General features: G+C 39.8%; 11 protein-coding genes. 5 read left to right on the top strand and 6 right to left on the bottom strand.

Features of this window, described 5'->3' with window-relative positions:
* Positions 1–157: 157 nt before the first annotated feature.
* The 4 genes from ACGTJS_RS11200 to ACGTJS_RS11215 all read left to right on the top strand — a co-directional run bounded on the left by ACGTJS_RS11200 (position 158) and on the right by ACGTJS_RS11215 (position 5055).
* Positions 158–2218 (top strand): hypothetical protein, encoded by a 2061-nt coding sequence (locus ACGTJS_RS11200; protein ID WP_410472136.1) that lies wholly within the window; start codon positions 158–160, stop codon positions 2216–2218.
* A 121-nt stretch (positions 2219–2339) separates the two neighbouring features.
* Positions 2340–3920: a hypothetical protein gene (locus ACGTJS_RS11205; RefSeq protein WP_410472137.1), complete on the top strand. Its 1581-nt coding sequence runs from the start codon at positions 2340–2342 to the stop codon at positions 3918–3920.
* Positions 3921–3979: 59 nt separating this feature from the next.
* Entirely contained in the window at positions 3980–4708 is a 729-nt protein-coding gene (gene queC, locus ACGTJS_RS11210) for a 7-cyano-7-deazaguanine synthase QueC (protein ID WP_410472138.1), read from the top strand.
* 32 nt (positions 4709–4740) lie between these two features.
* Positions 4741–5055: a hypothetical protein gene (locus ACGTJS_RS11215; RefSeq protein WP_315043663.1), complete on the top strand. Its 315-nt coding sequence runs from the start codon at positions 4741–4743 to the stop codon at positions 5053–5055.
* A gap of 204 nt (positions 5056–5259) precedes the next feature.
* Here ACGTJS_RS11215 and dnaE read toward each other — a convergent pair whose 3' ends face one another.
* A complete protein-coding gene (gene dnaE / locus ACGTJS_RS11220; RefSeq protein WP_410472139.1) occupies positions 5260–8796 on the bottom strand; it encodes a DNA polymerase III subunit alpha in 3537 nt (1178 codons plus the stop codon).
* 247 nt (positions 8797–9043) lie between these two features.
* Positions 9044–9832, bottom strand: a complete 789-nt coding sequence (locus ACGTJS_RS11225; protein WP_410472140.1) for a substrate-binding periplasmic protein — start codon at positions 9830–9832, stop codon at positions 9044–9046.
* Between the two features lie 286 nt (positions 9833–10118).
* On the opposite strand from ACGTJS_RS11225, the gene ACGTJS_RS11230 reads away from it, so the two are divergent.
* Positions 10119–10253 carry a hypothetical protein gene (locus ACGTJS_RS11230; RefSeq protein WP_315044284.1) on the top strand — a complete coding sequence of 45 codons (135 nt, stop codon included), beginning with the start codon at positions 10119–10121 and terminating at the stop codon, positions 10251–10253.
* Here the strand turns inward: ACGTJS_RS11230 and ACGTJS_RS11235 are convergent.
* The 4 genes from ACGTJS_RS11235 to ACGTJS_RS11250 form a co-directional block, all read right to left on the bottom strand.
* Positions 10250–11749, bottom strand: a complete 1500-nt coding sequence (locus tag ACGTJS_RS11235) for an ATP-binding protein (protein ID WP_410472141.1) — start codon at positions 11747–11749, stop codon at positions 10250–10252. The two genes, ACGTJS_RS11230 and ACGTJS_RS11235, sit on opposite strands and share 4 nt — an antisense overlap.
* An 8-nt stretch (positions 11750–11757) precedes the next feature.
* On the bottom strand, positions 11758–12423 hold the full coding sequence (locus ACGTJS_RS11240) for a response regulator (protein ID WP_410472142.1): 666 nt from the start codon (positions 12421–12423) through the stop codon (positions 11758–11760).
* A 242-nt stretch (positions 12424–12665) separates the two neighbouring features.
* A complete protein-coding gene (locus tag ACGTJS_RS11245) occupies positions 12666–13349 on the bottom strand; it encodes a DUF2059 domain-containing protein (protein ID WP_410472143.1) in 684 nt (227 codons plus the stop codon).
* 72 nt (positions 13350–13421) lie between these two features.
* Positions 13422–13697, bottom strand: coding sequence for an ArsR/SmtB family transcription factor (locus ACGTJS_RS11250; protein ID WP_410472144.1), 276 nt, complete (start codon positions 13695–13697; stop codon positions 13422–13424).
* Positions 13698–13764 lie beyond the last annotated feature (67 nt).

The following is a 13764-nucleotide window of genomic DNA, read 5'->3' on the forward strand; positions in this document are numbered from 1 at the left end:
TTTAAAATTTAAAGGGTTTAAATGGCATAAGTTTAAAAATTCTTGGCTAAAATTTCAATGATTTTTTGGTAAAATTGGCAAAAACCCAAAAAGGTGTTTATTCTGCTACAAAATTATGCTAAATTGTTACAAATTATTTGCAAATATGGAAAATACAATGTTTACAAAAAGAACAAAACTAAGTTTGTTAATATCAGCAGTTTTTGTTTTAACTGCTTGTCAAAACAGCCCAAGTCAAAAACAAACGTCCAATCACGCCAGCCCAACTTTTCAAAATCATTTATCAAATAATCAACAATTATCTGCCAAAACGCTAATGCAACAAACCATGCTTCACCGTTTTGACAAAAGTTATGATTATCAAAAAACCACCCAATATCAAACGGCATTGTTATATGATAAAAATGATGTGGAAAATCAAGATGTTAGCTTGTTTTTGACGATGATACAAGCCTTTAACAGCGGTTATGACAAATACAATGACGAAAAGTACGACCCACGCCCAGAGCGTCATGCGTGCGAAAGTAACTTTGGCAAACAGTATAACCAAGCCATCAAAGCCCAAAGCAAAGGCGACAGCACCACCGAACAAACCAATGCCGAACTGGATAAAATTTATCAAGAATATGACGCTTGTTTGCAAGATTTACCGCCATTGCCAAAAGCAGATGTAACAGATGGCAACGACATCAGCGACAATAATGAAAAACAATGCCAAGCCGAATTTGACAAAAATCTTGAAAAAAATTCGGACAAAGCATTTGATTTGTTTTTGGAATGTTTAACCAAAGCCCAAGAAACAGCGAACGAAAAAGCGTCTAAAGAAATTAGTGAAAACAACGATTTAAGCGATAATACAACAGATAAAAATACGTTAGCGACGCAAAAAAGTTTTGACAGTATTGCTGATAATTCAAAAATTGTTTATAAAAAAATGGACGAAAATGGCAATGTCATTGAACCAAATGAAGAAAACAGCGACTACACCACGATTAATAGTATCATTGAAAATACGCCATCGGTATACCAAAGCACGCTAAAAACTGCCACCGAAAAGTTAAAAGAACTTGACAAAAATAACAAAAAAAATCTATCCATAGACAGTTCTGAAACCGACAGCGATGGCAAAGTAAGCAAGTTAAATTTTGCCAAAATATTGGCAAATATGCGACTGACACCGCAACAAATTGAGGTGATAAACCAAGCCTATCTGACCCCAAAAACCATTCAATACATGGGTAGCTATGACAGCAAAACAGGGCAGTTTAGCACGGTGGTAGAAGAAAACAGCGAAACCACCTACACGCAAGCCTACAAGCGTATTCCGATGATTTTGGATATCAATGAGATGAGCGTGGTGTTTGAGCCTGATGTGGCATTGCCCTTTGTCAGTCTGATGTTTGATAAAGAGTTGCCTGATGTGTCTGGCAAATCGGTCAAATTTACCTTGCCTGATGAGTTACGCCAAAATATTCCGCTATCTATGATAAAAGACAGCTTTATCAAGGCGATGGGCTTGGCGTTTGGTGATATTGATAGCGAAAAATTTAATGAATTGGTGCTTGATGATTATGCCAAATCCATTCACGCCAGCCGTGTGGTGAAGGTGAATTTGACCAGTCATGATGTGGGTTTTATGATTGGGCGTGGGCTGAAATATTTTGTCAAAGATTTAAAACAAATGAGCGAGCAACACCCAGAATATATCAAAGATAATGAAAACTTTAAAGTTACGCTTGAATTTTTAGAAAATTTTAATAAAGTGTATCGTGCTGAAGATTTGGCAAAACTGGCTCAACTGGTGGAAACTATTATTCCGCTGTCGTTTAACAGTTTTAATTATTATTATTTTGACCAACACAATCAGCTTATCGGTTATCGCCGTATCAATGATTACCGTTCTGGACTGCTGAACGCCAAAGCCCAATCCATCACGACCAATCAGTTTAGCTATGATACCGACAATCGCAAAACCACGCACCGCTACTATCAGCCAGACCCAAAAGACATCGTGGACGGCAATGCTTTGTTAAAAGATTATTATGATGACAAAAAACGCACCGCTGAAGCCCAAGACGCACGATTTGGTTATTTGTATGACATTGAAGCACCGACTGATGACAGCGTAAACACTGATAAATTAGACACTGACAATGTTGAAGCCGATGTTGAAATTGAAAATGGTGATGTTATTATGCCTGAACAACAAAGATATTGACTATAAAATTTAGAAAATATGAATTTTATCTGTAGGGTAGCTTAGCAAAGCGTAACCCACCAACACTCTCAAAAGAATTATGTTAAAAATTTTTAAAAAATAAACAAAAAAAGAGGACGTTATGTTTTATCAAAATGCGGTACGTATCGGCTTGGCGTGTGGCGTGTTGGCTTTGGCAGGTTGTCAAACTGTGCCAACTGTTTCAAAAAACACTTTGCCAACCGATGTCAATAGCGACAATTTACAACAAAACAAACAATTATTGAGTAATGCGATTAGCAAAACTTTGTATCAAAATCAAACGTGGATTTCGGAACATCAGATTTTTTTGAAAAATCAGCCGTCTGATGAATTAAAAACGGACGATGTTAAAAGCGATATTAAAAGCATAGAAACGTGCCAAAATACGCATGACAAAAAATTTGTCACCCAAATGAAAGCGGACAAATTAACCGCTTATGCCGACATTGCCACACTTGACGAAAGCCAACAACAAATTTATCAAAAAATCAAACAAGATTACTTGGACTGCTATCAAAGCCTTGATGTCAGTGATGACGAGCCAAAAACTGATTATTTGGTAGATACGGTTACAAAACCGAGCAAAACTGACAAAGAAACAGCTATGGACACAAACACAGACAATGACAACCCAGACGACACGCTGACCCAAGATATCAGCGATTTGAACGAGATTATGCAGACGATTGGGTTTAGTAAGGCACAAATTAACAGCTTAAACCAATTTATGCTAAAGTCTGGCAAAATCACCATGACGGGCAGTTATCACCCGTTTGCAGGCTTTGTAGCGACACAGATTGACGAAGGTTTTGAAAACAAAAATTTAAAATATCATTACCGTTTTCCGATGGTTGCTGATTGGAAAAAACAGGCGATTTATGTCAAACCTGACATTTTTATGCCAAGCATTGCCTTGTATTTGGACAATCAAATGGGTATGAGTTGGCAAGATAAATGGTACAAATTTGACACCAAAAACGACCAACATATCCCAACTGACATGACGGTCAAAGCGTGGGCGACTGCGATAAAACAAAGTTTTGATGATTTGCCAAATTCGCAATTTCGCACCATTGACAGCGTTTTGCTTATGCCAAATATCACCTACGCCACCCAAAAAATTGCCAAAAATGGCACGGTGATAAAATGGCAACAAACCGCCAAAGAACAAGACAGACTGTATCAAGATGTGGTGGAACGCTTTATCCAAATGATGGATAAAAATATGCAAAACCCCAAATATCAAGCACATCAAGACCAATGGCAAACGTATAAAATCAAACTAAACGATTATTTGGAAAATCGCTTGGCGATTGAACCTGATGAAAATAACCGTTTGACAGGGCAACAGTTTTATTTTGTGGTGTTAAATAATCAATTAAAACAAATATTTGCACAAAATACCGCCACATCACAAGGACAAGCCTATCAGCTGAACACTTGGATTACCTTTAATCCTGATGAAAGTTTGATAAAACCGATTAATCAGCCAAAAACTTTGGACAAATTGGTAAGTCAAATTGATGAAAAAAGCAACGTCATAGACGGCAAAGCCGAAATTGAGCGGTTGATGAATTTGGATAAATCTCGCAGATTGTTTGGTGAAGAGCCTGAATGGTTAAAATATCTGGGCAAAATAGCCAATATTGAACCCAAAGATGACGATGATGAGCTTTATTAAGTAACGATTGATTAAAATCATGATATAATAGCATTTTTTTAAAGTAAATAAATATAGCAATGACAATTCAATCACAAACAAACAAACAAAAATCTAACAATGCCGTTGTGTTATTATCAGGTGGACTAGATTCAGTAACTTGTCTTTACTGGGCGAAAGCCAATTTTGACAAAGTAACAGCCGTCAGTTTTGACTATGGGCAACGCCACAATAGCGAACTAAAGTCTGCTCAAAATATTGCCAAAATCGCCAATGTCAATCACCGTGTGATTGGCATTGATTTGGAACAGTTGGGCGGTTCGGCATTGACCGACCAAAACATTCATGTACCAAATGCCGATAAAACCACCGATTTTAGCCACAATCAAAACAACGACAGCATTCCTGTCACCTATGTCCCTGCTCGCAATACCATATTTTTGTCCTATGCGTTGGCAGTTGCCGAAGTAACGCACGCCAATACCATCGTGATTGGAGTCAATGCGGTGGATTATTCGGGTTATCCCGATTGCCGTCCTGAGTACATTGACGCATTTGCAAAAATGGCAAACCTTGCGACCAAAGCGGGCGTTACAGGCAGTCATCTCACGATTGCTACGCCTTTGTTGCATTTGAGTAAAGCAGATATCATCAAATTGGGCGTGTCGCTTGGTGTGGATTATTCGCTAACCGTGTCTTGTTATCAAGCTGACAGCGATGGGCGTGCGTGTGGCAAGTGCGATAGTTGCTATTTGCGTCAGCAAGGTTTTTTACAAGCTGAAATAGACGACCCGACCCGTTATCAGTAAAATTGTTTTATTTTAAGCTTTTAGGAAGAAAAATGATGAATACAATCAATAAGTTATTGGCAGTTTGTGCGATGGGTGCGATGTTTGTTCCTAGTTTGGCAATGGCAAATACTACGCCGATTAATGCCTGTGTCGCCCAAATGACGGCAAAACAATTGACCGATAAAAAATCAGCGGAAAAAGTGTGTACTTGTGTGGCAAAAGAGCAAAGCAAAGTTACTCAAGCCCAAACCAAAGAGTTAAATAATTGGGTGCAGTCTGGCAAAGATATCCGCACCAATAAAACTTTTCAAAATCTAAGCAAGCGTATCAAAGCCTGTGGTGATGGGGTTAAATTTAATAAGTAATTGATTTTTTTGAATTTAATATTCCGCCAAAAAATAACCAACATAGATTAAGCCAGTATCAGATGTTTTATGTGAATCAATCACCAAATTCGGTTCTGAATAAAATATAAAGGTATTGGCTTTTTCTATACCAAGACCAAGTTCAAGGCATTTTGGTGGGTTACGCTAACGCTAACCCACCCTACAAATACAATTAATTTCGTTCTAGCTAAAATGCCAATGCAAATTATCGGCTTTGACCCACTGTTTTAACCTTGCCAAGGTATCATCATCAGGCTCAATCTGCCAATTTGGTGGCATATTCAAATTGGCAATCGCACTGTCGGTATAAACGCACAAATTTAACGGCACGCCTGCCTCTTCTTGATTTTCTGCCAAAGCATTCATATCATTCATTTGGTGCGACAAATGATGAATGGTAGAATTATTCGCATGGATTAACAGACTTTGTAGCCGATTAAACAAATCCACATCATCGCCTGCGATTTTGACCGAGATTTTTTTAAGCCAACGTCTGCGAGCATCGCTTAACAACAAAACGTCCTGTAACGTTGGATAAAACACGCCATCACGCTCACGCACGCTAACTTCCAAAATCACAATCGTTTCTACATTAAGTTTTGATTTTAAACGGTTGAATTTTTCAGCAAAACAGCTCACTTCTATACGCCCTGTGCCGTCATCAAGAGTAATGGCGGAGCGGTTGCCAAAGTTTGCCACGTCCATGATAATCCCTGCGATATAGGCGGTTTTGCCAAATTTGGTTTCGCTCAATTTATCAAGACTAAAGGTGGTATAGCGTTTTAACTCTTCACGATAGGTATCCACAGGGTGTCCTGTCAAATACAGCCCTAGCGTGTCTTTTTCGGCTTTTAATCGGTCTTTATCCGTCCATACAGGCTCTTTTGGTAACGGTGGCGGTTCGGCAACTTCTGGCAATTCGGCAAACATATCCATCATGCCTAGATTGTCGTTTTGGCGTTGCTGTTCAGCAGATTGCACCGCTTTTGGCAATTCTTCCATCAACGCCCCACGAATGTCAAACGCTCGTTCGCTGTCAAGTTCTGGGCGTAATTTTTTGGCAAAAATGTCAAAACACCCTGCTCGGATTAACGCTTCTAACGTACGTTTGTTTACTTTTTTGGTGTCCACACGGCGACAAAAATCGTATAAATCGGTAAATGCACCGTCTTTTTTGCGAGCGGTTACGATAGATTCTACCGCACCTTCGCCCACGCCTTTTAATGCCCCCAAGCCATAGACAATCGTTTTTGGGTCTTTTGGCACAAATTCCCAATTAGAATGATTAACACACGGATTTTCTACTTTTAAATCAAAGTTTTCTCGGCAATCGTTAATCAAAAAAACCACGCTGTCGGTGTTGTTCATATCGGACGTGATAACGGCAGACATAAATTCGGCAGGGTAGTAGTGTTTTAAATAAGCGGTCTGATAGGCAAGCACGCCATAGGCAGCCGAGTGCGATTTGTTAAAACCGTAACCTGCAAATTTTTCCATTAGGTCAAACACGCCCCCTGCAAGGGTTTCATCAATGCCTTCGTTTTTTGCACCGTCCACAAAGATTGAGCGTTGTTTTGCCATTTCTTCAGGTTTTTTCTTACCCATCGCACGTCTTAGCATATCCGCACCGCCAAGACTGTAGCCTGCCATCGCTTGCGAAATCTGCATAACCTGCTCTTGATAAACGATAACGCCATAAGTATTTGACAAAATCGGCTCAAGGCGTTCGTGGTCGTAATGCACTTCAGCACGCCCATGTTTGCGGTCAATGTAGTCATCAACCATGCCTGTTTCTAGCGGGCCTGGACGATACAAGGCACACATCGCAATCACGTCTTCAATGTTGGTCGGTTTTAGTTTTGCCAAATATTTTTTCATGCCAGAACTTTCAAGCTGAAATACGGCGGTGGTTTGGGCATCTTGTAAAAGTCTATAAGTCGGCTTGTCATCAAGGGGCAGGCTTTCTAAATCAATCGGTGCAAGGTTTTCTTTTTCACGGCGAGCGTTGATATTTTTAACAGCAGCATTAATCACGGTTAAATTTCGCAGACCCAAAAAGTCAAATTTTACCAAGCCGACCGCTTCCACATCGTCTTTATCAAATTGACTGACACGATGCCCTTCGTCATCACAATAAATCGCACTGTAATCGGTAATTTTGGTTGGTGCAATCAGCACACCCCCTGCGTGTTTACCCACGTTACGAGTAATGCCTTCAAGTTTGACTGCCATTTCCCAAATTTCGTTGGCATCTTCATAATCCATATTATCAGGATTGCTTAACAAATCTTTTAGCTGAGCTTCTTCTTGTACCGCTTCGGCAAGCGAAATGCCGGGAGTTTTTGGAATAAGTTTGGAAATTTTATCCGCCAAACCGTACGATTTGCCTTGCACACGCGCGACATCTCGCACCACCGCTTTTGCCGCCATTGTACCAAAGGTGATAATCTGCGACACCGCTTCACGTCCGTAAGTCTGAGCGACATAGTCAATCACTCTATCACGCCCTTCAATACAAAAATCCACGTCAAAGTCAGGCATAGACACACGTTCTGGGTTCAAAAAGCGTTCAAACAGCAAATCATACTCAAGTGGGTCAAGGTCGGTAATGTTCAGCGAATAGGCGACTAGCGACCCCGCACCTGAGCCACGCCCCGGCCCAACAGGCACGTCATTGGCTTTTGACCAACGGATAAAGTCCATCACGATTAAAAAGTAACCCGGAAATCCCATATTTAAAATCGTAGTAAGTTCAAACTCCAAACGCTCGTCATACGGCTTGCGAATTTCTTCCCAATCTTCGCCACGTTTTGCCACAGGATAGAGTTTTTCAAGACGTTTGTCCAAGCCTTCTTGAGCGGTACGGCGAAAAAACGTTTCCATCGTATCACCTTCAGGAATGGGAAAGGCGGGCAAGTCATGGTGTCCCATTTTGATAATCACGTTACAACGTTTTGCCAAATCAAGCGTGTTTTCAATCACCGCAGGCATATCAGCAAACAGCTCGGTCATCTGGGCTTGCGTTTTTAGATACTGTTCGCTTGAATAATCTCGTGGGCGATTGGGGTCGGCAAGTACTTGCGAATTGGCGATACACACACGAGCTTCGTGGGCTTCAAAGTCGTCTTCGGTCAAAAACCGCACATCATTGTGGGCGATAATCGGCACGTTATAAGCGTTTGACAAGCGAATGGCTTGTTCAATAAAACGGTCTTCGTTGGGGCGTTTGGTGCGTTTAATAGCAAAATATAAACGGTCGCCAAAATGTGTTTGCCACTCTTTTAACAATTCATCGGCACGCTCCACATGACCTGATAGCATGGCTTGCCCCACGTCCGATTTTTCGGTAAACAGCACAATCACGCCTTCGCTACGTTCAAAAATCCAATCACGCTGAATAATCGGTTTCCCCAACACTTGTCCGTCAACATAGCCTTTTGATACGATACTGGTTACGTTTTTGTAGCCTGTTTGGTCGCTTGCTAATAGCGTAACTGTGCTGTTGTCGCTATCAAGGAACACTTCTGAACCGATAATCGGCTTGATACCGCTATCCAAGCAGGCTTTGTAAAATTTGACGGCGGCGTATAGGTTGGATAAATCGGTCAAGGCAAGGGCTATTTGTCCGTCTTTGCTTGCGGATTTGGTTAGTTGTTTGATACGCACGATTGAGTCGGTGATGGAAAATTCGCTGTGAATGCCAAAGTGTACAAATGCCATGAATTGTTCTCATTTGTTTAATTGTTTGTTAATTTGTTTTAAATAAATATTAAGGAAATAAAATTTGAAAAGGGTAGGCTATTATACTATAATTTATTTAAACTTTTAACATTAAAAAAGGTAAAAAACATGACACTAAAATAGTCTGACATACTAGAAATCGCCATTTAAAAAAATTGATGAACAAAAAAAAGGTGAGTTGTTATTACTCACCTTTTTTAGAACCTGTTTACAATTAATTATCAAATTAATTTGGTACTTGTTGTGGCTCACGGTTAAACCATTTAACATACATTTGTTTGTAAGAACCATCTTTTGCAATCGCTGAAATGCCGTTGTTTACTTTATTGATTAACTCAGTATTGCCTTTTTTGGCAACGACAACCATTTCATAAGTTGAAAAACCTGTACCTTCACCCGAAAAACGGAATTTGATTTGTGGTTGTGATTTTGCATAATGGCGTAAAATATTTTCATGAGCGTACACGCCTTCTACTTTATCTTTTACCAAATCAGTAAACGCCAAAAAACTCGTTGGTGCTTGGATCAAGGTTGGAGCATTTTCACCTTTTAATTTAATCAGTTCTGAAGCATAGATGGTATCGACTTGAGCACCGATTGTACGAGCTTTCATGTCTTCAAAGGTGTTAATATCGGTTATGTTTTCTTTGGTAATAATGGCATCTTTACCATATAGATAGGCGTTTGATAAGGTGAATTTTTCATCACCGCCTGTATTTAAACGTTCAAGCATACCTTTCCAAGGGGTTTGTTCTACTTTGATATTCAGCCCTTGTGATTTTGCGATAGCGTTAATCACATCAACGTCAAATCCGATAATATTGCCTTTTTCATTTAAGTATTGATAAGGTGCGTAATCTGGGTACATCATGACACGATAGACTTTACCTGTTGGTGTTTCAGATGTTGTTTCTGTTGGTGTTTTTTCTACAGATGTTTTTTCATTAGTAGGGGTATTTTCTGTTGAACCTGTTTGACTTGGTTGTGAACAGCCAACTAGTGCAAACAAACTCATACTCATTGCTAATAAAATAGGTTTCATAACAACCTCAAATTTACTTGATTTATTGAATAACCTATTTTTGATTTTTGATAAATATTAAAAAATAGGTTGGTGATTTTTTAACACTTAAATAAAACATAGCGATGGTGTTGCCAATAATACTAACATAAAAACAACAAAATCGCCATATTATTTTTCCTAGACTAGCAACACAACCCATGCTAGACTAGAAAAATTCTTTTGCACTGATATAGATGCTACAAAAACAGCGATTTTACTTGAATTAAATCGCAACACCTTGGCAAATGATGCGATTTTGCGATTGGTGCACGAATCTCGCCTGCGTTGGTTAAAAACAGCTGGCTTTAGCGAAATGGATATCTCAGGTTGTGGGTTGATTACTGCTTTTAAAACATTGATTCAGATGGATTAAATGGTTGATAATTGCTTGTTTGCTATGGCATTGTTTAAGTGTAAACTGACACCAAAACCAACGATTTTTCCATTTTCCATACGATTGCCAAATGTTACCGCCAAACCGTGCAACTCGGCAATGCGTTTGACAATGGACAAGCCCAAACCGCTACCCCGCTCGCTTTGCCCAGCAGGGCGGAAAAACCGCTCGGAGAGCCGTGCCAAATTATCATCGCTTACGCCCTTGCCGTTGTCAATCACACTAATTTTGTCTTTATCCAAAACAAGGGTAATGGTAGAATTTTGTGGACAATAGCGAATGGCATTGTCTAATAAATTTCTTAACAAAAGTTGTAAAAGCGTGGCGTTGCCTGTCATTGCTAAAGGATTTTCGTGCAAAATTTCACGTTTTAATTGGCTGTGTTTTTCTCGTGCAAAGCGGTTTGTTTCTTTTAGCACATTATCCGACACTTCAAGCCAATTTATCGGCATAAGTTCGTTTTTATTTAAGCCTTGATCTGGGGCAAGTTTTGCCAATGTTAAAAGCTGTTCCACCAAATGATTGGCTCGCTTAATGCCACCACCAATTTGTTGAGCGTGGTAAAATAAACTTTCTTCGGTTTTTTCGTTTAAATTACTTTGCAAAATTTCTTGTTCCAAAATATCCGCTTGCAGTTTTAATGCGGTTAATGGACTTCTCAGCTCGTGCGATGCGTCTGCGGTAAAACGCTGTTCACGCTCAAGCGTATCGGCAATTTTGACAAACAAAGCATTTAGCGATGAGACAAGCGGAGCAATTTCCTTTGGCACATCGGCATTCAGTAGTGGTGTGTCGTCTTGCGGATTGCGGTTAGCAAGTTGCTTACTCACGCTGTTAAGCGGTTTAAACCCTTGCCGAATCGCCCACATGACAAATAAAATAAAAGCAAAAAGCCCAACAAAACTCGGCAAACTTTGTGCCAAAATCGCTTGGGTCAAAATTTCACCTCGGCTTTCCAGATTTTGTCCAACAGCAATAATGCGTGCGTTGTTTTTGTCTTGAATATACAACAATCTCCAATCTTGGCTAAATGGGTTAAGATATTGTCTTTTGGCGTTGTCATCGTCCAAAAATCCGTGTTGATTTGGCAAAAAAACAAAATTTTGTCCATTTTCGTCCGCCATTAGTAGCTTACCTGTGTTATCCCAAATGGCAAAACCGATATAATCATCATCGGCTTCGCCAAAATCATCGGATAACAATTCATCTACTTGATAAATAGTAGGCTTATCGTCATCTTCATCATCATGATGGTCTGACTTGACATCTGATTTGACAATTGGCGGATAATTGTTTTTATCAGCGGATGTGCTGAGTAGATAGCGTGTGAGCTGGACGATTTGGGTATCGTTGATTCCGTTGAGTTCGTGCCATAGCTTGATGTTAATGGTGGCGGTGCTGACGAGCCATAGTAGGGGCAAGCCGATGAGTAGGGATTTTAAGAGTTTTGATTGAATGCTTGTATTGTTTTTCATAAATAAAATCAAATATTTGGATTTAGATAATACCCAATCCCACGTTTGGTTAAAATAAACTCATTGCCCAATTTTTTTCGCAAATGATGAATATGCACTTCAATGGCATTACTTTCAATATCTTGTTGCCAACCGTACACTTTGTCTTCTAGGCTCGCACGGCTATGCACTTGTTTTTGGTGGGTGAGCATTTGCTCAAGGACGGCAATTTCTTTGACCGTCAAATCCACCAATTGCCCTTTAAAAAACACCTGTTGCGACTCGCTATTAAAGCTCACATCGCCATAACTAATCAGACTTTGACTACGCCCTTGACTACGGCGGATTAAGGCTTGTAGCCGTGCCACCACTTCATCTAGGGCAAATGGTTTTACCAAATAATCGTCCGCCCCTGCATTTAAGCCTGCCACACGATTGGCAATCGCATCTCGTGCGGTAATAATCAGCACAGGCGTGTCAATACCACGTTTTCGCCAATTTGCCAAAACGCTCATGCCATCGCCTTTTGGCAAGGTTAAATCTAGCAAAACCGCATCAAACACGCCTTCGTCAATCGCCATTTCGCCAAGTTTGGCATCGCTAAACCAATCCACCATAAAATGATGTGAGCTTAAGCCTTTGATGATACCGTCTGCGATGTTTTGGTCGTCTTCTATGAGTAAAATGCGGGTCATGGGTTTGCCTTATATTTAATAAAAACCGTTCGTGGTGAGCTTGTCGAACCATAACGGTTTTTCAATGTCATCAATCATTATTCAACCGTCTTTTTCCCTGTAATCATTGATTTAACAAGGTTTTGCCGTTGCAATTTTCCCATTATAATAGCAGAAATCACATGAATTGGCACGAGTAAATACAAACTATTTGCCAAAATCTCATGCGCTTCTTCTCATCAAACAAAGCGTTGAATATCAAATTAATGTGTGGTTGATGCAGGCGTGGGCGTGGGAGCAGAAGATGGCTGAGCGACCGTGTTAAAAAGCTCGGCACTGACTTGGCATTTTCGTAATTGGGCGGTTTCAATCGGTAAAAATGCGTCATGCAGAGCAGTGTTTGCCATGTTTTGGATTTTTTGTCCGACTGGCGTTTGCAAAAAAGCCCCAATTTGCAAACTTTCATCATCGCTAAATTCTACTTTTGTTGGTTCTTTTGTGGATTGGTGCAACATATCAGATTGTGCTTGGTTAAAGTGGATTAATTTTTGTCCAATCGGTAGTTGATAAAATTCGTTGGCTTCTGTCATTTCGTCTTTTGTTAAATGTTGGTTTAACAAAGTGTGGGCGATGATAATGCTTTGTGTTTCGTCAAATTTTACCAAACAGGCTTTTTGTTCATCATTGAGTTGTTGATGATTTTTGATTGCCAATAAAAAGCCATTGTTTAAGGTCATGGCGACAAGTTTGGTTAATGGTGTGTTTTTGTCCACGGCGTTGGCTGTATTGCTCGCATTGGCAGGCGTGGCTGTGCTTGCGGTGGTGCTACTTTGTGCGGTTGGGGTGTCTGTTTTGTCATTGTTTTTGGCAGGTTGGCAAGCGGTCAAAGCGGTGGCTAGGCTTAACATCAGCGAAACATAAAGGTTTTTTTGTAAGATTTTCTTCATAAACTTTCCAATATAGATAATAATGTGTTCAATGTACAAAAAATTAACAAAGATTGCAACGATTTTGATAGATTATTGTTCATTTGTCGTTGGTAAAGTGCGTATAATGGTATGCACCCAATCTGGCAAATCGGCATTGATATGATACCAAATCCAAGTGCCTTTGCGTTCGCTGCTCAATAAATCAATACTTTTTAAATGGTTTAAATGCCGTGAAATAGTCGGTTGCGGTTGATTTAAATGATTGACGATATCGCATACACAGGTTGCACCGTTTTGTTGTAAAAACTGTACAATGCTTAATCGTGTGGGGTCGCTTAAGGCTTTCATTAAACTTGTTACTTTCATATATTTACATATCCGAATATATTAATTATAATAATGGGTATCATAACATTAAATTTAAGTTATACCA

It is taken from the genome of Faucicola mancuniensis (assembly GCF_046523945.1).
Taxonomy (GTDB): domain Bacteria; phylum Pseudomonadota; class Gammaproteobacteria; order Pseudomonadales; family Moraxellaceae; genus Faucicola; species Faucicola mancuniensis.

Coding starts and splice junctions, on each gene's coding strand:
- queC (WP_410472138.1), top strand. CDS start 3,980: ATGACAATTCAATCACAAACAAACAAACAAAAATCTAACAATGCCGTT.
- ACGTJS_RS11240 (WP_410472142.1), bottom strand. CDS start 12,423: ATGACCCGCATTTTACTCATAGAAGACGACCAAAACATCGCAGACGGT.
- dnaE (WP_410472139.1), bottom strand. CDS start 8,796: ATGGCATTTGTACACTTTGGCATTCACAGCGAATTTTCCATCACCGAC.
- ACGTJS_RS11250 (WP_410472144.1), bottom strand. CDS start 13,697: ATGAAAGTAACAAGTTTAATGAAAGCCTTAAGCGACCCCACACGATTA.
- ACGTJS_RS11200 (WP_410472136.1), top strand. CDS start 158: ATGTTTACAAAAAGAACAAAACTAAGTTTGTTAATATCAGCAGTTTTT.
- ACGTJS_RS11235 (WP_410472141.1), bottom strand. CDS start 11,749: ATGAAAAACAATACAAGCATTCAATCAAAACTCTTAAAATCCCTACTC.
- ACGTJS_RS11245 (WP_410472143.1), bottom strand. CDS start 13,349: ATGAAGAAAATCTTACAAAAAAACCTTTATGTTTCGCTGATGTTAAGC.
- ACGTJS_RS11205 (WP_410472137.1), top strand. CDS start 2,340: ATGTTTTATCAAAATGCGGTACGTATCGGCTTGGCGTGTGGCGTGTTG.
- ACGTJS_RS11215 (WP_315043663.1), top strand. CDS start 4,741: ATGATGAATACAATCAATAAGTTATTGGCAGTTTGTGCGATGGGTGCG.
- ACGTJS_RS11225 (WP_410472140.1), bottom strand. CDS start 9,832: ATGAGTTTGTTTGCACTAGTTGGCTGTTCACAACCAAGTCAAACAGGT.